Source organism: Thermus composti, from assembly GCF_014647535.1.
Taxonomy (GTDB): Bacteria; Deinococcota; Deinococci; order Deinococcales; family Thermaceae; genus Thermus; species Thermus composti.
In genome coordinates, this window is the sequence record NZ_BMPJ01000007.1 from 1 (window position 1) to 16,486 (window position 16,486).

21 protein-coding genes and 1 tRNA gene are annotated in these 16,486 nt (G+C 66.6%); 9 read left to right on the top strand and 13 right to left on the bottom strand.

What is annotated here, in order from left to right; translation table 11 throughout:
- Nucleotides 1-81: 81 nt before the first annotated feature.
- Nucleotides 82-441, top strand: a complete 360-nt coding sequence (locus IEX93_RS11845) for a type II secretion system protein (RefSeq protein WP_188846596.1) — start codon at nt 82-84, stop codon at nt 439-441.
- A 125-nt stretch (nt 442-566) separates the two neighbouring features.
- On the opposite strand, the gene IEX93_RS03685 is transcribed toward IEX93_RS11845, so the two are convergent.
- Complete coding sequence (locus IEX93_RS03685) at nt 567-1,121, bottom strand: Uma2 family endonuclease (protein WP_188846598.1); 555 nt, start codon at nt 1,119-1,121, stop codon at nt 567-569.
- Nucleotides 1,122-1,164: 43 nt separating this feature from the next.
- Here IEX93_RS03685 and IEX93_RS03690 point away from each other — a divergent pair, with 43 nt between their 5' ends.
- Nucleotides 1,165-1,641 carry a kinetochore Spc7 family protein gene (locus IEX93_RS03690; protein ID WP_188846600.1) on the top strand — a complete coding sequence of 159 codons (477 nt, stop codon included), beginning with the start codon at nt 1,165-1,167 and terminating at the stop codon, nt 1,639-1,641.
- Here IEX93_RS03690 and IEX93_RS03695 read toward each other — a convergent pair.
- The 3 genes from IEX93_RS03695 to IEX93_RS03705 form a co-directional block, all read right to left on the bottom strand.
- Nucleotides 1,638-2,294, bottom strand: coding sequence for a chromosome segregation protein ScpA (locus IEX93_RS03695; RefSeq protein WP_188846602.1), 657 nt, complete (start codon nt 2,292-2,294; stop codon nt 1,638-1,640). The two genes, IEX93_RS03690 and IEX93_RS03695, sit on opposite strands and share 4 nt — an antisense overlap.
- Nucleotides 2,291-3,304, bottom strand: coding sequence for a tryptophan--tRNA ligase (trpS, locus tag IEX93_RS03700; RefSeq protein WP_188846604.1), 1,014 nt, complete (start codon nt 3,302-3,304; stop codon nt 2,291-2,293). Before trpS ends, IEX93_RS03695 begins: the two co-directional genes overlap by 4 nt.
- Nucleotides 3,305-3,348: 44 nt before the next feature.
- A tRNA-Leu gene (locus tag IEX93_RS03705) sits at nt 3,349-3,435 on the bottom strand.
- A gap of 192 nt (nt 3,436-3,627) precedes the next feature.
- Here IEX93_RS03705 and leuC point away from each other — a divergent pair.
- The 6 genes from leuC to ilvD are packed head-to-tail and all read left to right on the top strand — an operon-like array spanning nt 3,628 to nt 9,634.
- A complete protein-coding gene (gene leuC / locus IEX93_RS03710) occupies nt 3,628-5,046 on the top strand; it encodes a 3-isopropylmalate dehydratase large subunit (RefSeq protein ID WP_188846606.1) in 1,419 nt (472 codons plus the stop codon).
- A gap of 10 nt (nt 5,047-5,056) precedes the next feature.
- Nucleotides 5,057-5,662 (top strand): 3-isopropylmalate dehydratase small subunit, encoded by a 606-nt coding sequence (leuD, locus tag IEX93_RS03715; RefSeq protein WP_188846608.1) that lies wholly within the window; start codon nt 5,057-5,059, stop codon nt 5,660-5,662.
- Complete coding sequence (leuB, locus tag IEX93_RS03720; protein ID WP_188846610.1) at nt 5,659-6,696, top strand: 3-isopropylmalate dehydrogenase; 1,038 nt, start codon at nt 5,659-5,661, stop codon at nt 6,694-6,696. Before leuD ends, leuB begins: the two co-directional genes overlap by 4 nt.
- A 9-nt stretch (nt 6,697-6,705) precedes the next feature.
- The gene (locus IEX93_RS03725; RefSeq protein WP_188846612.1) at nt 6,706-7,239 is read left to right on the top strand and encodes a Uma2 family endonuclease; all 534 of its coding nucleotides are present in this window, start codon (nt 6,706-6,708) and stop codon (nt 7,237-7,239) included.
- Nucleotides 7,236-7,970 (top strand): SDR family NAD(P)-dependent oxidoreductase, encoded by a 735-nt coding sequence (locus tag IEX93_RS03730; protein WP_188846614.1) that lies wholly within the window; start codon nt 7,236-7,238, stop codon nt 7,968-7,970. Before IEX93_RS03725 ends, IEX93_RS03730 begins: the two co-directional genes overlap by 4 nt.
- Nucleotides 7,967-9,634, top strand: coding sequence for a dihydroxy-acid dehydratase (gene ilvD, locus IEX93_RS03735; RefSeq protein ID WP_188846616.1), 1,668 nt, complete (start codon nt 7,967-7,969; stop codon nt 9,632-9,634). The genes IEX93_RS03730 and ilvD overlap by 4 nt, the downstream gene beginning before the upstream one ends.
- Here ilvD and IEX93_RS03740 read toward each other — a convergent pair.
- The 9 genes from IEX93_RS03740 to IEX93_RS03780 all read right to left on the bottom strand — a co-directional run bounded on the left by IEX93_RS03740 (nt 9,631) and on the right by IEX93_RS03780 (nt 16,282).
- The gene (locus IEX93_RS03740) at nt 9,631-10,008 is read right to left on the bottom strand and encodes a c-type cytochrome (RefSeq protein ID WP_188846618.1); all 378 of its coding nucleotides are present in this window, start codon (nt 10,006-10,008) and stop codon (nt 9,631-9,633) included. The two genes, ilvD and IEX93_RS03740, sit on opposite strands and share 4 nt — an antisense overlap.
- 35 nt (nt 10,009-10,043) lie before the next feature.
- Nucleotides 10,044-11,096, bottom strand: a complete 1,053-nt coding sequence (locus IEX93_RS03745) for a polyamine ABC transporter substrate-binding protein (RefSeq protein ID WP_188846620.1) — start codon at nt 11,094-11,096, stop codon at nt 10,044-10,046.
- Entirely contained in the window at nt 11,093-11,872 is a 780-nt protein-coding gene (locus IEX93_RS03750) for an ABC transporter permease (protein WP_188846622.1), read from the bottom strand. Before IEX93_RS03750 ends, IEX93_RS03745 begins: the two co-directional genes overlap by 4 nt.
- On the bottom strand, nt 11,869-12,729 hold the full coding sequence (locus IEX93_RS03755) for an ABC transporter permease (RefSeq protein ID WP_188846624.1): 861 nt from the start codon (nt 12,727-12,729) through the stop codon (nt 11,869-11,871). The genes IEX93_RS03750 and IEX93_RS03755 overlap by 4 nt, the downstream gene beginning before the upstream one ends.
- Nucleotides 12,722-13,786: an ABC transporter ATP-binding protein gene (locus tag IEX93_RS03760; protein WP_188846626.1), complete on the bottom strand. Its 1,065-nt coding sequence runs from the start codon at nt 13,784-13,786 to the stop codon at nt 12,722-12,724. Before IEX93_RS03760 ends, IEX93_RS03755 begins: the two co-directional genes overlap by 8 nt.
- Before the next feature lie 75 nt (nt 13,787-13,861).
- Nucleotides 13,862-14,941 carry a rod shape-determining protein RodA gene (rodA, locus tag IEX93_RS03765; RefSeq protein ID WP_188846628.1) on the bottom strand — a complete coding sequence of 360 codons (1,080 nt, stop codon included), beginning with the start codon at nt 14,939-14,941 and terminating at the stop codon, nt 13,862-13,864.
- Between the two features lie 11 nt (nt 14,942-14,952).
- The gene (minE, locus tag IEX93_RS03770; RefSeq protein ID WP_188846630.1) at nt 14,953-15,174 is read right to left on the bottom strand and encodes a cell division topological specificity factor MinE; all 222 of its coding nucleotides are present in this window, start codon (nt 15,172-15,174) and stop codon (nt 14,953-14,955) included.
- A complete protein-coding gene (gene minD / locus IEX93_RS03775; RefSeq protein WP_188846632.1) occupies nt 15,174-15,977 on the bottom strand; it encodes a septum site-determining protein MinD in 804 nt (267 codons plus the stop codon). The genes minE and minD overlap by 1 nt, the downstream gene beginning before the upstream one ends.
- Nucleotides 15,974-16,282 carry a winged helix-turn-helix transcriptional regulator gene (locus tag IEX93_RS03780; protein ID WP_188846634.1) on the bottom strand — a complete coding sequence of 103 codons (309 nt, stop codon included), beginning with the start codon at nt 16,280-16,282 and terminating at the stop codon, nt 15,974-15,976. Before IEX93_RS03780 ends, minD begins: the two co-directional genes overlap by 4 nt.
- A 65-nt stretch (nt 16,283-16,347) precedes the next feature.
- Between IEX93_RS03780 and IEX93_RS03785 the strand changes: the two genes are divergently transcribed.
- On the top strand, nt 16,348-16,485 hold the full coding sequence (locus IEX93_RS03785; protein WP_188846636.1) for a hypothetical protein: 138 nt from the start codon (nt 16,348-16,350) through the stop codon (nt 16,483-16,485).
- Nucleotide 16,486 lies beyond the last annotated feature (1 nt).

The following is a 16,486-nucleotide window of genomic DNA, read 5'->3' on the forward strand; positions in this document are numbered from 1 at the left end:
TTTACCCAAGCCCCCTTCTTTATTGGCGTGTCAATGGATATGCGGGTGAATATCCGAAAGGGGGGTTAGGAGGAAAGAAGTATGCGGAACGCTAAAGGCTTCACCCTGATTGAGCTTCTGATCGTCATCGCCATCATCGGCATCCTGGCGGCGGTGCTGGTGCCCAACCTGCTCAACGCCCGCCGCACGGCCCAGATCCGGGCCGAACAGGCCTACATCCAAAACGTCTACAAGGTGGCCAACGCTGCAATCGCCGAGGATCCTAACATTGATGAGAAAGAAGTTGACCTTGACTGCAAGCCCGGCTACACGGTAGGCAACTACGATGCCGGGACCGCACCGGCAACCCTCACGGATTGTACCGTTGACTACGACCCCGCTACCCAGACTGTGACCATTAGCTGGGGCGGCGCTACTGACGAAGGTCTAACTTTCCCTTAAAGATCTAGAGGCTAAACGTACCGCCCCTCCTAGGAGGGGCGGTCTTTTATCCCAAGCTGGCCTGAGTCTTTTAGAACTCCTTTTGGCACTCGCCCTGCTGGCCCCGCCTGAAGCCACCCGGTCAGCTAGACCCCCACCCCCTCGTAGACCGCCTCCAGGGAAAGCCTCCCCCCCAGGCAGGGCACCTCCAGCTCCCCCGCCTCCGCCACCCGGTAAAGCCATTCCTCCCCCTCCCGGGTGTAGGCCTCCACCCTCCGGGCGCGGCTATCCACCAGGAGGTAGCCCTGGAGGGTAGGGATCTCCCGGTAGCGCCAAAGCTTCTCCCGCCGGTCTATGGCCTCGGTGGCCTCGGAAAGGACCTCCACCAGCAAACAGGGGTTCTCCTCGTAGTGGCTGTGGGGAGGCTCCCCCTGGCAGACCACCATGAGGTCGGGGTAGTAAAAGGTGGCCCTCCCGATGCGGAGCTTCACCGTCTCCGTGTAGATGCGGCACCCCTTGGCCCTGGCCAGGGGCCTGAGGAGGACGTAGAGGTTGCCCACCAGAAGGTTATGCACCCGGCTTGCCCCGGCCATGGCGTGGGGCACGCCCTCCAAAAGCTCGTGCCGCACGGCCTGCCTCTCCTCCCAGGCCAGGTACTCCTCGGGGGAAAGGAGCTTTAGCCTCTCGGCTGCCTCTCCCATAAGGCCCATTCTACGCCCCAGGCCCTGTGCTACCCTAAGGGCAATGACCACGGAGGAGCGCCTCTACAAGCTGGAGGGGATCGTGGAAGGGGTCATGGCCACCCTTCCCGACCGGGTCTCTTCCTTGGAGCACCGTATGGACCTCCTCCGCCAGGAAGTGCGGGAGGAGATGGCCAGGCTAGAGGCCAAGATAGAAGGCCTGCGCCAGGAGGTGAAGGCCGAGATCGCAGACCTACGCCAGGAGATGGTAGGCCTGCGCCAGGAAGTAAAGGCCGAGATCACGGACCTGCGCCAGGAGATGACAGGCCTGCGCCAGGAGGTGAAGGCCGAGATCGCAGACCTACGCCAGGAGATGACAGGCCTGCGCCAGGAGGTGAAGGCCGAGATCGCAGACCTCCGGCAGGTGATGGCGGGCCTACGCCAGGAAGTAAAGGCCGAGATCAACACCGCCCTCAACCGCCTCATGCTCTACTTCACCGCCCTGGCGGCGGGGCTTGCCCTCCTCACCCTCCTCCGCTAAGCCGTGCGCTCCAGCTCCCCCTCGAGCCCCTCCCCCGGCTCCACGTAAAGGGGAGCGAAGGGAGCCTCCTGGTAGAGGCGCACCCGGCCCAAGCGGGAGGCCTCGAGGAGGGCGGCGAAGCCCACGGCCTTCTCCGACCAGGTGGCGAGGGGGAGGGCGTGGAAGGCCACGCGCCCTTTGAGGAAGGCCCTTATCCTTTCCCAGGCCTCCCTTAGGCCAAAGGCCTCAGGGGGCAGGTGGAGGACGGCCTTGCGGAAGCCCCGGGCCGCCTCGGCCAGGGCCCTTGGGGAAAGCCTCAAGGAAGGCTTGGGCAAAGGGGGTGGGGAGACGGGAAGGAGGCGGGCCCGCCGCTTAAGGCGGGCCTCGAGGAAGGCCACGGTCTCGGAAAGGTCCAAAAGGACCTGGACCAGGGGGGCCTCCTCCCCTTCCTCCTTTGGGGTAAGGGCCTTTTCCGGGGAAAGCTTCAGCACCAAAAGCTCGGCCAAAAGGGGAAGGAGCTCGCTTTTCGCCCGCAGGTCCTCGGGCACCTGGGCCAGGGCCTGCTCCACGATGAGGAGGACGGGTAGGCCTCTCGGGGAAAGCCTTCCCCGGCGCAAAGCCTCCCTAAGGGCCTCCGGCGTGCCGGAAAAACCGGGGAACTCCAGATGGATCACGAGAGCACCGGCCGCTTCCTGGGCAAAAGAAGGCCCACCTTCTCCCGCACCTCCTCCATGGTGGCCTGGGCCACGGCCCTGGCCCGCTTGGCCCCCTCGAGGAGGGCGTCCATCACGTAGTCCGGGTCCTTCCTCAGGGCCTCGGCCCTTTCCCGGATGGGGCGCAGGGTCTCCATGAGGTGGTCAAAGAGGATCCGCTTCACCACGTAGGTCCCCACCCCCGCCTTCCGGTACTCCTCCTTCAGGGCCTCCACCAGGTCCTTGGGGGCAAAGTAGGAAAGGTAGGTGAAGACGATGGTGCGCTCGGGGTCCCCGGGGTCGGAAAGGCGGATCCTCTGGGGGTCGTCGGGGAGGTGCTGGATCTTCTGCCAGATGCTCTCCTCGGGCTCCAGAAGGCCGATGGTGTTGCCCAAGGACTTGCTCATCTTGGCCTTGCCGTCAATGCCCGGCACCCGGGGGGCCTCGGGGTTTAGGAGGGCCTGGGGTTCGGGAAAGGTTTCCCCGAAGAGGTGGTTGAAGCGGCGGGCGATCTCCCGGGTGAGCTCAATATGCTGCACCTGGTCCTCCCCCACGGGAACGGTGTCCGCCTTGTAGATGAGGATGTCCGCCGCCTGCAAGACGGGGTACATGAGGAGGCCGGACCAGACGGTCTCCTGCTTGCTGGCCTTGTCCTTGAACTGGGTCATGCGGGTGAGGTCCCCCAAAGGGGTCAGGGTGGTGAAGACCCAGGAAAGTTCCGTGTGCTCGGGCACGTGGGACTGGACGAAGAGGGTGACCCGCTCCGGGTCAAGCCCGGCCGCGATGTTCACCAGGGCGGCCTCAAAGGTGCGCTGGGCCAAGGTCTTGGGGTCGTAGGCCAGGGGGTTGGTGAGGGCGTGGTAGTCCACGATGCAGAAGAAGGCGTCCCGGCCCAGCTTCTCCCCGATGGCCACCCACTGCTTGATGGCCCCCAGGTAGTTGCCGATATGGATTTCCCCCGAGGGCTGGATGCCGGAAAGCACCCGTTTCATGGCCTAAGTGTAGCAAAAGCCAAGGCCCCCTTGCGGGGGCCCTTTGGTGCCGGGGGCGGGACTTGAACCCGCACGCCCTTGCGGGCACATGACCCTGAATCATGCGCGTCTACCAATTCCGCCACCCCGGCAGACGCAAGGGTTATTGTAGGGGGGCCAAGGCTTTCCGTCAAGCTTGACCCCAAGGGCCAAACCCCTTAGGCTAAGGGGCAATGCGGCGGGGCATCCTGCTAGACCTAGGCCGGGCGGGCCCGGTCTAGGGAGGCCTTTCCGCTTTCCCCCGGGCCCCAAAGACCCGGGGGGATTTTTATAGGGAGGGAGCCATGGGGAAAACGCTTTACGAGAAGGTTTGGGAAGCCCACGAGGTGCGGAAGCTCCGAAACGGCCAAAGCCAGCTTTTCATTGACCTCCACCTCCTCCACGAGGTCACGAGCCCCCAGGCCTTCGGGATGCTTAAGGACCTGGGCCTTCGGGTACGCTACCCCCACCGCACCTTCGCCACCGTGGACCACATCGTCCCCACCCACGACCGCACCGAGCCCTTCCAGGACCCCCTGGCCCAAAGCATGCTGGAAGCCCTCAGGGCGAACACCAGGGAGCACGGGATCACCTTCTTTGACTTAGGAAGCGGCAACCAGGGGATCGTCCACGTGATCGGGCCCCAGCTTGGCCTCACCCAGCCCGGGATGACCATCGCCTGCGGGGACTCCCACACCTCCACCCACGGGGCCTTCGGGGCGGTGGCCTTCGGCATCGGCACGAGCCAGGTGCGGGACGTGCTGGCCACCCAGACCCTGGCGGCGCAAAAGCTCAAGGTGCGGCGCATCAACGTGGAGGGCAAGCTTTCCCCCGGGGTCTACGCCAAGGACGTGATCCTGCACATCATCCGGCACCTGGGGGTCAAGGGGGGCCTGGGCTACGCCTACGAGTACGGGGGAAGCGCCGTGGAGGCCATGGACATGGAAAGCCGCATGACCCTTTGCAACATGTCCATTGAGGGCGGGGCCCGGGTGGGGTACGTGAACCCCGACGAGACCACCTTCCAGTACCTCGAGGGCCGCCCCTACGCCCCCAAGGGGCCTGAGTGGGAGGAGGCCAAGAAGCGGTGGCTTTCCTTCCGTTCCGACCCCGACGCCCATTACGACGACGTGGTCACCTTCCGGGCCGAGGAGATCGCCCCCACGGTGACCTGGGGCATCACCCCAGGGCAGGCCATCCCCATTGACGGAAGGATCCCCCTCCTGGAGGAACTCCCCGAGGAGGAGCGCCCCGTGGCCGAGGAGGCCCTGGCCTACATGGGCTTCAAGCCGGGGCAGCCCATCAAGGGGGTGCCCATCCAGGTGGCCTTCATCGGAAGCTGCACCAACGCTAGGCTTTCCGACCTCCGCGAGGTGGCCCGCTACCTCAAGGGGCACAAGGTGAAGAAGGGGGTAAGGGCCCTCGTGGTGCCGGGCTCGGAGTGGGTGGCGAAGAAGGCCGAGGAGGAGGGGATCGCCGAGGTCTTCCGGGAGGCGGGGTTTGAGTGGCGGATGCCGGGGTGCTCCATGTGCCTGGCCATGAACCCAGACCGCCTCGAGGGGGACGAGCTTTGCGCCTCTAGCTCCAACCGCAACTACAAGGGCCGCATGGGAAGCCCAAGGGGCCGCACCGTCCTCATGAGCCCCCTCATGGTGGCGGCGGCAGCGGTGGCCGGGGAGATCGCCGACGCCCGGGAGGTCTTCGGCGTGGTGGGTGCCCGTTAAGGAGGTAAGCATGCTGGAGAAGTTCACCGTGATCCGCGGCAGGGCGGTGCCCCTGAGGGGCGAGGACATTGACACGGACCGCATCATCCCGGCCCGCTTCATGAAGGTCCTCACCTTTGAGGGCCTGGGCCAGTACCTCTTCTACGACGAGCGCTTTGACGAAAAGGGGAACCCCAAGCCCCACCCCTTGAACGACCCCCGCTACCAGGGGGCCACGATCCTTCTGGTGGAGTCGGGCTTCGGCTCTGGAAGTAGCCGCGAGCACGCCCCCCAGGCCATCAAGCGGGCGGGGTTTAGGGCCATCATCGGGGAAAGCTTCGCCGAGATCTTCTTCGGCAACGCCACCGCCATCGGCCTCCCCTGCGTGACCCTCGCCCCAGAGGACCTGGGCGTCCTCTTCCAAAGGGTGGAGGAAGACCCCAGCCTGGAGATTGAGATAGACCTGGTCAACAAGGAGGTGCGCTTCGGGGACCGGGTGGCGCCCCTTTTCCTCCGGGAAGAGGCCCGGGAGGCCCTGGTGGAAGGGCTTTGGGACCCCATCGGGGAGCTTTTGGAAGCCGGGGAGCTTTTGGACCAGTTTGACCAGAAGCTCCCCTACCCCAGGAGGGCGGAATGAGGGTGGCCGTGCTCCCGGGGGACGGGATCGGCCCCGAGGTCACGGAGGCCGCCCTAAGGGTCCTCAAAGCCCTGGACGAGGCCCATGGGCTTGGCCTCGCCTACGAGGTCTTCCCCTTTGGCGGCGCGGCCATAGACGCCTTCGGCGAGCCCTTCCCCGAGCCCACCCGAAAGGGCGTGGAGGCGGCGGAGGCGGTGCTTTTGGGGAGCGTGGGGGGGCCCAAGTGGGACCACCTCCCCCGCAAAATCCGCCCGGAGACGGGGCTTCTCGCCCTACGGAAAAGCCAGGACCTCTTCGCCAACCTCCGCCCGGCCAAGGTCTTCCCCGGGCTGGAAAGGCTTTCCCCCTTGAAGGAGGAGGTAGCCCGGGGGGTGGACGTCCTCATCGTGCGGGAGCTCACCGGGGGGATTTATTTCGGCGAGCCCAGGGGGATGTCCGAGGCCGAGGCCTGGAACACGGAGCGCTACAGCAAGCCCGAGGTGGAGCGGGTGGCCAGGGTGGCCTTTGAGGCGGCGAGGAAGCGCCGGAAGCACGTGGTGAGCGTGGACAAGGCCAACGTCCTCGAGGTGGGGGAGTTCTGGCGCAAGACCGTGGAGGAGGTGGGGCGGGGCTACCCCGACATCGCCCTGGAGCACCAGTACGTGGACGCCATGGCCATGCACCTGGTGAAAAACCCCGCCCGCTTTGACGTGGTGGTCACGGGGAACATCTTCGGGGACATCCTCTCGGACCTGGCGAGCGTCCTCCCGGGCTCTTTGGGCCTTCTCCCCTCCGCCTCCTTGGGGCGGGGCACCCCGGTCTTTGAGCCGGTGCACGGCTCCGCCCCGGACATCGCCGGCAAGGGCATCGCCAACCCCACCGCCGCCATCCTCTCCGCGGCCATGATGCTGGAGCACGCCTTCGGCCTGGTGGAGCTGGCAAGGAAGGTGGAGGCCGCCGTGGCCAAGGCCCTGGTGGAGACCCCGCCCCCCGACCTCGGGGGAAGCGCGGGGACGGAGGCCTTCACCGGGGAGGTCCTCCGCCACCTGGCCTAAGATGGGAACATGATCCGGCACCGCTTCAGCGCCGAGGACTTCCACAAGATGGCCGAGGCGGGGATTTTGGGGGAGGACGACCGGGTGGAGCTCATCCGGGGGGAGGTGGTGGAGCTGAGCCCCATCGGCAAGCGGCACGCCTACGTGGTGAACGCTCTCGTGGACCTTTTGAGCTCCCTTGCGGGAAGGGCCGTGCTCTCGGTGCAAAACCCCCTGGTGCTCTCTCCGGATACCGAGGTCTACCCGGACCTGGTCCTCCTAAAGCCCCCAAGAAACCAGTACCGGGACCGCTTGCCCGAGGGAAAGGACGCCCTTTTGGTGGTGGAGGTGGCCGAGACCTCCCTCCGCTACGACCTCGAGGTGAAGCTCCCCCTCTACGCCAAGGCGGGCATCCCCGAGGTCTGGGTGGTGGACCTCGAGGGGAAGAGGGTCCTCGTCCACCGGAAGCCGGAGGGCGGGGCCTACCGGGAGGTGGAGACCCTGGGGCCTGGGGCGAGGCTTTCCTTCCTGGGGGTGGAGATCCCCGCGGAGGAACTCCTATGAGAAAGACCCTGATCCTCACCGGGGCAAGCCGGGGCATCGGAAGGGCCCTGGCCCTGGAGCTGGCCAAGGCGGGCTACGACCTGGTCCTAAACGCCCGCTCGGAAGGCCCCCTAAGGGAGGTGGCCCAGGCGGTGGAGGCCCTGGGGGCCAAGGCCGCCCACGTGGCGGGAAGCGTCGGGAAGGGGGAGGTGGCCCGGGCCCTGGTGGAGAGGGCCGAGGCTCTCGGGAACTTCCACGGCTACATCCATAACGCCGGGGTCCTCCACCCGGGGCCTCTCCTCTTTGAGCTTGCGGAGGAGCTTTTTATGGAGGTCCTCGAGGCCAACCTCCTCGCAGGCTACCAATTGGCCCGCTTCGCCTACCCCGCCCTTAGGCGCAAAGGGGAGGGCCTCGCCGTCTACGTGGGCTCGGGGGCGGCGGAGACCAACCTCCCGGGCATCGGGGCCTACGCCGTGGCCAAGGCGGCGGAGGAGCACCTGGCCAGGCAGCTCGCCGCCGAGGCACCGGAAGTGACCTGCTTCGTCTACCGGCCCGGGGTGGTGGAGACGGCCATGCAGCGCCAGGCCCGGGAGGCCCAGGGAAGCGCCGCGGCCGTGCTCCACCGAGTCTTTAGGGGCTACAAGGAAGAAGGCCTTTTGCTCACGCCGGAGGAAGCGGCCAAGGCCCTGGTGCGGCTTCTTTCCAAGGCCAGGGCCTTCCACGGCAAGATCGCCACCTGGAGGGACGCATGAGATCGGACCAGATCAAGAAGGGACTCAAGCAGGCCCCCGCCCGCAGCATGCTCCGGGCGGTGGGGGTGGGGGACGAGGACTTCGGGAAGCCCTTCGTGGGGGTGGTGAACACCTTCACCGACGGGATGCCCTGCAACTTCCACCTGCGGGAGCTGGCCCTTTACCTCAAGGCCGGGCTCAAGGAGGCGGGGCTTTTTCCCTTTGAGTTCGGGGCCCCCGCCATCTCCGACGGGATCAGCATGGGCACCCCGGGGATGCGGGCAAGCCTCGTGAGCCGGGAGGTCATCGCCGACAGCGTGGAGCTCATCGCCCAAGGCTACCTCTACGACGCCATGGTGGGGCTTTCCGCCTGCGACAAAACCATCCCCGGGACCGCCATGGGGGTGATCCGGAGCGGGGTCCCCGGCATGGTCCTCTACGGGGGGACCATCGCCCCCGGGGAGTGGCGGGGCCGGAAGCTCACCATCGTGGAGGTCTTTGAGGCGGTGGGGCAAAGGGCGGCGGGAAAGATCGGCGACGAGGAGCTTTTGGAGATTGAGCGCCGGGCCATCCCCGGCCCCGGGGCCTGCGGCGGCCAGTACACCGCCAACACCATGGCCATGGCCCTGGAGGCCTTGGGCCTCTCCCCCATGGGCTACAACGCCATCCCCGCCGTCCACCCCGAGAAGGCAAGGGCCACCAAGGAGGCGGGGCGGATCCTCGCCTGGGCCATAGAACACGACTGGAAGCCCAAAGACTTCCTCACCCGGAGAAGCTTCCTCAACGCCATCGCCGCCGTGGCCGCCACGGGGGGGAGCACCAACGCCGTCCTCCACCTCCTGGCAATGGCCAAGGAGGCGGGGGTGGAGCTAAGCCTAGACGACTTTGACCAGGTCTCCCGCAAGACCCCGGTGATCGCCGACCTGAGGCCCTGGGGCACCTACACCGCCTGGGAGCTCTACGAGGCCGGGGGCACCGCCCTGGTCTTCAAGCGGCTTTTGGAGGCGGGGCTCCTCTACGGGGAGGAGAAGACCTTGACGGGCCGCACCCTGGCGGAGGAGGTGGAGCAGGCCTACCGGGAACAGGAGGGACAGCAGGTGGTCTTCCCCGTGGAGAAGGCCCTGAAGCCCCACGGGGGGCTCGTGATCCTTAAGGGTAACCTGGCGCCCCAAGGAGCGGTCCTCAAGCTTGCCGGAACGGAGCGCACCTACTTTGAGGGCCCGGCCCGGGTCTTTGACTCGGAGGAGGCGGCCATGGAGAAGGTCCTCCAAGGGGAGATCCGCCCCGGGGACGTGGTGGTGATCCGCTACGTGGGGCCCAAGGGGGCCCCGGGGATGCCCGAGATGCTCTCGGTGACGAGCGCCCTCGTGGGGGAGGGCTTAGGCCCCGAGGTGGCCCTCCTCACCGACGGCCGCTTCTCCGGGGGCACCCGGGGCCTCATGATCGGCCACATCGCCCCCGAGGCCTTCGTGGGCGGCCCCATCGCCCTTTTGGAGGAGGGGGATCGGATCCGGATTGACGTGGAAAACCGCCTTCTAGAGGTCCTCCTCTCCGAGGAGGAGCTGGAAAAGCGCAAGGCCCGCTGGAAGCCCCGCCCCCCCGCCTTCACCCACGGGCTTTTCGCCCGCTACGCCGCCCTGGTGCGCCAGGCGGACGAGGGGGCGGTCCTGGAAGACCCCTTCTAGGGGCGCTTCACCTGGTCGGGGGTGAGGTTCAAGCCTCGCTCCCGCCGGACCTCTTCCGGGGTAAAGGCCTCCCCCTTGGCCCCAAGCAGGGCGCGGAGGTGGTTGAGGAGGAGGGCGAGCTCCTCGTCCTTAAGCTGGGAAAACCCCGGCATGAGGCCCCCTTCTCCCTTCTTGCCGTAGAGGACCACCAAGACCAGGTAGCGGCGTCCCTCCGGCGTGGCGAAGAAGGGGGCCACCCCCTCGAGGCCGGGATAAGGCCTAACCCCTTGGGCCCGATCCCCGTGGCACTGGGCGCAGAGGCGCTTCCAGAGGACCTCCCCCTGGCCCAAGGCCAAGGAGGCCAAGAGGAGGAGGAGCGCCAGGCTCCGCTTCATGTAAGCAGTATAGCCTACCCCGCATCCCCTAGGCTTTACTGGGCCTTAATCTCGGTCCAGATGCGATCAAATAGGGCGATGTCCGGACCCAGGTCCTTGAGGTACTCAAGCTTGGCCCGCACCTCCTCCGGGGGGAAGACCGTGGGGTCGTTCCGCATCTCCTCGGGGAGAAGGGGGATGGCCTTGGCCACGGGGGTGGCGTAGCGGGTGTACTCCGCCAAGGCCGCGGCGTTTTCCGGCTCCAGGAGGAAGTCAATGAAGCGGTAGGCCAGCTCCTGGGCGGGGCCCCGCTTCAGGACCACCATGGCGTCCGTCCAAAGCGTCCCCCCCTCCTTGGCCAGGGTGTAGCGGAGGCGCTCATCCTCTCCCCGGGCCTGGAGGACGTCCCCCGAGTAGGCGAGGCTTAGGGCGGCGTCCCCCGCCAGGATCCGGTTCAGGGCCTCGAGGCCCCCGGCGAAGCCCACAGAGCGCCTTTTGGCGGCGAGGAGAAGCTCCTTGGCCCGTTCCAAGGCCTCGGGGTCGGTGGTGTTCACGGAGTAGCCCAGGTACTTGAGGGCGGCCCCGATGGTCTCCCGCATCTCGTCCAGGAGGAGGAAGGGCCCCACCTGGGCCTCGGGGTCAAAGAGGACGGCGTAGGAGTCCACGGGGCCCGTCACCAGGTCCTCCCGGTAGGCGATCCCCGTGGTGCCCCAGAGGTAGGGCACGGAGTACTGCAGGCCGGGGTCGTAGGGAGGGTCCAGGAAGAAGGGGTCTAGGTTGGCCAGGTTCCTCAGCTTCCCCTTGTCCAGGGGAGCGAGGAGGCCGTCCCGGGCCATCTGCAACACGTAGTAGTCGGGGGCCACCACCAGGGAGAACTCCTGGTCCGCCCCCGCCTTGAGCTTGGCCAGCATGGCCTCGGGGGACTCAAAGGTGTCCAGGACCACCTTGGCCCCGGTTTCCGCCTCAAACTTCTGGATCAGCTCCTCGGGGATGTAGTCCGCCCAGTTGAGGAGGTAAAGGGTATCCGCCCCTTGGCCTTTGGGCCGGAAGAGGAGCACGCCTAGAAGCACAAGCGCCACCAGAAGCAGAAGAATCCCGATCCGCCTCATACCTTCCTCCGCGTAAGAGCATACCCCAAAGCCAGGAAGAAGGCGCTAAGGCCGATGATGAGGGTGGAGAGGGCGTGGACCTTGGGGCTCACCCCCAGCTTCACGCTGGAGTAGATGTAAAGGGGCAGGGTGGTGGCCCCGGGCCCAGCGGTGAAGAAGGTGACCACGAAGTCGTCCAGGGAAAGGGTGAGGGCGAGGAGGGCCCCCGCCGCCACCCCGGGCCAGGCCAGGGGGAGGGTCACGTAAAGGAAGGTCTGAAAGCCCCTCGCCCCCAGGTCCCGGGCCGCCTCCTCGAGGGCGGGGTCCAGGAGGAGAAGCCTGGAGCGCACCACCAGGGTGACGAAGGCCATCTGGAAGGTGATGTGCCCCAGGATCACCGTGAGGAGGGAAAGCCGGGGGAAGCCCAAAAGCTCACGGGAAAAGGCGAAGAGGAGCAAAAGGGAGATCCCCATGACCACGTCGGGCACCACCACGGGGACGTAGAGGAGGTAGCGCAAAAACCCCTTGCCGGGGAAGCGGTAGCGCACAAGGCCCAGGGCGAGCAGGGTCCCGAGGACCGTGGAGACCAAAGTGGAGACCAGGGCCACCGTGAGGGTGTTCAGGAAGTACTCCAGGACCCTTGGGTCTTGGAAGAGGCCCTGGTACCACTTCAGGGTGAAGCCGGTAAAGTGGACCCCCCTGCGGCTCTCGTTGAAGGAGAGGGCCACGATGACCAGGATGGGCAGGTAGAGGAAGAGGTAGACCAAAAGGGCGTGGAAGGAAAGAAGCCGCCTCATACCAGGTCCTCAAGCCCCCTTTCCCCCTGAAGCCGGGCGTAGAAGTAGAGGCTAAGAAGCACAAACCCCATGAGGAAGACGCTTAGGGCGGCCCCAAAGGCCCAGTCCCGGGTGAGGCCGAACTGCTGCTGGATGAGGTTGCCGATGAGGACCACCCGCCCCGCCCCCAAAAGGTCCGCCACCACGAAGGTGCCCATGGCGGGGATGAAGACGAGGACGCTTCCCGCAAAAAGCCCCGGGTAGGTCTGGGGAAAGACGGCGTGGAGGAAGGCCCTAAAGGGCCTCGCCCCGAGGTCGTAGGCGGCTTCCAGAAGCTGCCAGTCAATCCGCTCCACGCTGGCGTAGACGGGGAGGACGAAGAAGGGCAGGAAGGTGTAGAGGCTCGCGAGGAGAACCGCCAGGAAGGAAGGATAAAGGCTAAGGGGCCCGAGGCCAAAGGCCTGAAGGAAGGCGTTCACCAGGCCCTCCCGCTGCAGGAGGACGAGCCAGGCGTAGACCCGGATGAGAAAGTTGGTGAAGAAGGGCAGGAGGAGAAGGAGGAGGAGCAGGTCCCGCCGGGGGTGGCCCGCAAGGTAGAAGGCGAGGGGGTAGCCCAGGAGGGCGGCGAGCAAGGTGGTGAGGGCCCCGAGGAGGAGGCTTTGCGCGAAGGCCTTGAGGTAGGGGGCCTCGAGGAGCCGGAGGTAGTTGTGGAAGCCCAAGGGGCCGGAAAGCTCCCCGTAAGGCCCCCGGCTCATGAAGGAGGCGAGGAGGACGAGAAAGGTGGGCAAGAGGACGAAGAGGAAAAGCCAAAGGGCCCCCGGGCCCACGGTGACCAGGATGCGGAAAAGCCGCTGTAGGGGTGTCGCCGCCTCATTCATGGACCACCACCAGGTTCTCCGGGGGGAGGTAGCAGAGGACCTCCTCCCCATAGCCGAACTCCTCCGCCCCGGGCTCCTGCAGGTCCTGGTTCAGGGTGTAGGCCAGAAGCCTCACCTCCCCCGCCCGGAGGTAGTACTGGTTCTCCGCCCCCGTGTAGACGATCTCCTCCACCACCGCCCGCACCAGGTTGTCCCGGGCCGGGGCCCCGTCCTTCTTGTAGAGGCGGATCTTCTCCGGGCGGATGGCCAAAAGCCCCGCCTCCCCCAGGGGCTCCTTCAGGCGCAAGAGGCCCAAAGGGGTCTCGGCCCCCAAGGGGTGGGGCCTTGCGGGAAGGAAGTTGGAACGGCCCAGAAAAGCCGCCACAAAGCGGTTCTTAGGGCGCTCGTAAACCTCGTCGGGAAGCCCCACCTGTTCAATCCGCCCCGCGCGCATCACGGCGATGCGGTCCGACATGACCAAGGCCTCCTCCTGGTCGTGGGTGACGAAGATGAAGGTGGTGCCAAGCCGCCTCTGAAGCTGCATGAGCTCCACCCGGAGGTCCTGGCGGAGCCTGGCGTCCAGGGCGGAAAGGGGCTCGTCCAGGAGGAGGACCTGGGGTTCTAGCACCAAGGCCCGGGCCAGGGCTACCCGCTGCTTCTGCCCCCCGGAAAGCTCCCTGGGGTAGCGCTTTTCCAGGCCCAGAAGGTCCACGAGCTCCAAAGCCCAGGCCACCTTCTTTCGGATGACCTCCGAGGGAAGGCCCTTCATCCGGAGGCCGAAAGCCACGTTGGCCTCCACGGTCATGTGGGGGAAGAGGGCGTAGTTCTGGAAGACGGTGTTCACCGGGCGCTCGTAGGGGGGGACCCGGGCCATGTCCCGGCCGCCGATCTCAATCCGGCCCGCGTCCGGGGTCTCAAACCCGGCGAGGAGCCTCAAAAGCGTGGTCTTGCCGCACCCCGAGGGCCCGAGGAGGCTGAAGAACTCGCCCCTATGGACCTCGAGGTCCACCCCATCCAGGGCCACGGTGGTTTCGTAGCGCTTCTGCACCCCCTGGAGACGCACCAGTACCTCGGCCACGGCGCCCAGTTTAGGGCGCACCGCCTTGGAGGGCAACCCCAAACCCGGCACCTGGAAAGAACCCCTGCCCAAAACTCAGTCCTGGTAGCGGTCCCGGTGCACGAGGAGGGCGAGGCCCAAGCCCGCCAGGGTGGCGATGAGGCTGGACCCGCCGTAGGAGAAGAGGGGAAGGGTGAGGCCGGTGACGGGCATCACCCCCAGGGCCACCCCCAGGTTCACCACCACCTGAAAGCCCAGCATCCCTGCGAACCCCGAGAGGAAAAGCCGGTCGGAAAGCCTCGGGCAGGCGAGGGCCAGGGCGAAGAGGCGGGCGAGAAGGAGGCCGTAAAGCCCCAGAAGCCCCACCACGCCCACGAACCCCCACTCCTCCGCCCAGACGGCGAAGACGAAGTCCGTGTGGCGGAAGGGGATGAAGCCCAGCTGGGCCTGGGTGCCCTGGCCGTAGCCCTTGCCGAAAAGCCCCCCCGAGCCGATGGCGATGGTGGACTGGATGACCTGGAAGCCCTGGCCCAAAGGGTCCCGGTAAGGGTCCAGGACGATGAGAACGCGTTCCCTCTGGTAGGGCTTGAGGTTGGGCCACACCGCCGTGGGCACGAGGAGGGCGAGGGCCAGCAGGCCCACGAGGAGGTGGCGCCAGGGAAGCCCGCGAACGAAGACCACCACGAAGGCGCCGAAGAGCACCACCAGCGCCCCGCCCAGGTCCGGCTGGAGGAGGAGGAGGCCCACCACGGGGAGGGTGAGGAGGGCGGGAAGGGCGTAGTCCCAGACCCGGACGATGGGCCTTTCCTCGAGGGCCTTGGCCAGGGCGAGGAGGAGGCCGAGCTTGGCGAGCTCCAAGGGCTGGAACTGCAAGGGCCCCAGCACGAACCAGGCCTTGGCCCCGTTGATCTCCCGGCCCGCCACGAGGACCAAGGCCAGGAGGAGGAGGGAGGCCCCGTAGAGGGGATAGGCCAGGGCGAAGAGGCGGCGGCGGGAGAGAAACTGGAGGCCCAAGGCGAGGAGGAGCCCTAACCCCAGGGCCACGCTCTGGCGGTAGAGGAGGACCGGATCTGGGGCAGCGCTTCCCAGGTTGACGAAGCCCAAAGCGACGATGGCCGCCACCAGGAAAACGAGGCCCCAGTCGTAGGCCAGCCAGTTGGGCCGCGCGGGCGCCACAGCCTACCCCGCTAGCGCAAGGGGATGTCCGCCATCAGGACCACCTTCTCCCCCCGCTCCTCCAGGGCCACGGAAAGCCCCTCCTCCTGGGCGGGGAAGTAGCGGCGGAGGACCTCCAGGAGGTCCCGCTTCAAGCTCTCCACCATCCCCGGGGAAAGCCTGGCCCGGTCGTAGGCCAGCACGAGCTTGAGCCTTTCCTTGGCCTTCTCCTTGCTCCTCCTGCGCCACCACATCACCGACCCCCAAAGAGGCGCTTCAGCACCCCGAGAAAGCCCTGGGCGTCCTCGAGGGCACGGAAGGGCACCTCTTCTCCTCGGATGCGCCGCGCCGTGTCCATATAGGCCTGGGCGGCGGGACCCGTCCCCTTGAGGACCAGGGGCTCCCCCTGGTTGGTGGAGACGATCACCTGTTCGTCCTCGGGAATGATGCCGATGGGCTTCAGGCCCAGGATCTCCACCACGTCCTCCACGGAGAGCATATCCCCCCGGGCCACCATCCTGGGGCGCAGGCGGTTGATGACCAGGAAGTTCTCCCGCACCTCCCGGGCCTCCAAAAGGCCGATGATCCGGTCGGCGTCCCGGACGCTGGAAACCTCGGGGTTCACCACCACCAAAGCCCCTTCCGCCGGGGCGACGGCGGTCTGGAAGCCCTTCTCTATCCCGGCCGGAGAGTCAATGAGCACCCGGTCAAACCCCTCCTCCTCCAAAAGGACCTGCACCACCTCCTTGAAGCGCTCGGGGTCCAGGGCCTCCTTGTCCTTGGTCTGGGAGGCGGGAAGGAGGAAGAGGTTCTCCACCCGTTTATCTCGGATGAGGGCCTGCCGGAGCCTGGCCCGGCCCTCGAGGACGTCAATGAGGTCAAAGACCACCCGGCCCTCGAGGCCCATAACCACGTCCAGGTTGCGTAGGCCCACATCCACGTCGATGACCGCTACCTTCTCGCCCAGCTTAGCCAAGGCCGCCCCCAGGTTGGCGGTGGTGGTGGTCTTCCCCACGCCCCCCTTGCCCGATGTCACCACGATGGCTTTTGCCTTCACGTCACCCCCTCCTGCTTGGCCTCCAATACTTCCTCCAATCCACGCAGGAAATCCAGCACCCGCTTGCCCCGCGGGGTCAGGGTGTATTCTACCCGGGGCGGCACCTCGGGGTAGGCCCGCCGCTCCACGAAGCCCAGAAGGTGGAACTCCCGAAGCCGCTCCGCCAGGGTCCTGGGGGAGAGGATCAGAAGGCTTTCCAGGTCAGAGAAGCGGGAAGCCCCCCGGCTTAAGGCGAAAAGCACTTCCGGCGCCCCCCGCCTTGCCAGGACCTTGAGCACCTTGCGGGCGTTCTTGGATAGGGCCATGGCCTAATGCTATCAAAAGGCGATGTTGCTAGGAAGCCGGGAAGCCAAGGCGTATCCTAAAGGGCGTGGAGAAGGAGCCTAAGCCCGAATGGAAGGACTTTCTGGCCCTGGTTCTGGCCGCCTACAGCCTCCTCCTCCCACCCCTCCTGGGGATTCTGGGGGTCCTCTTTCTCTTCCTCTTGCTCCTCCGGCTTTTCCTGTAAA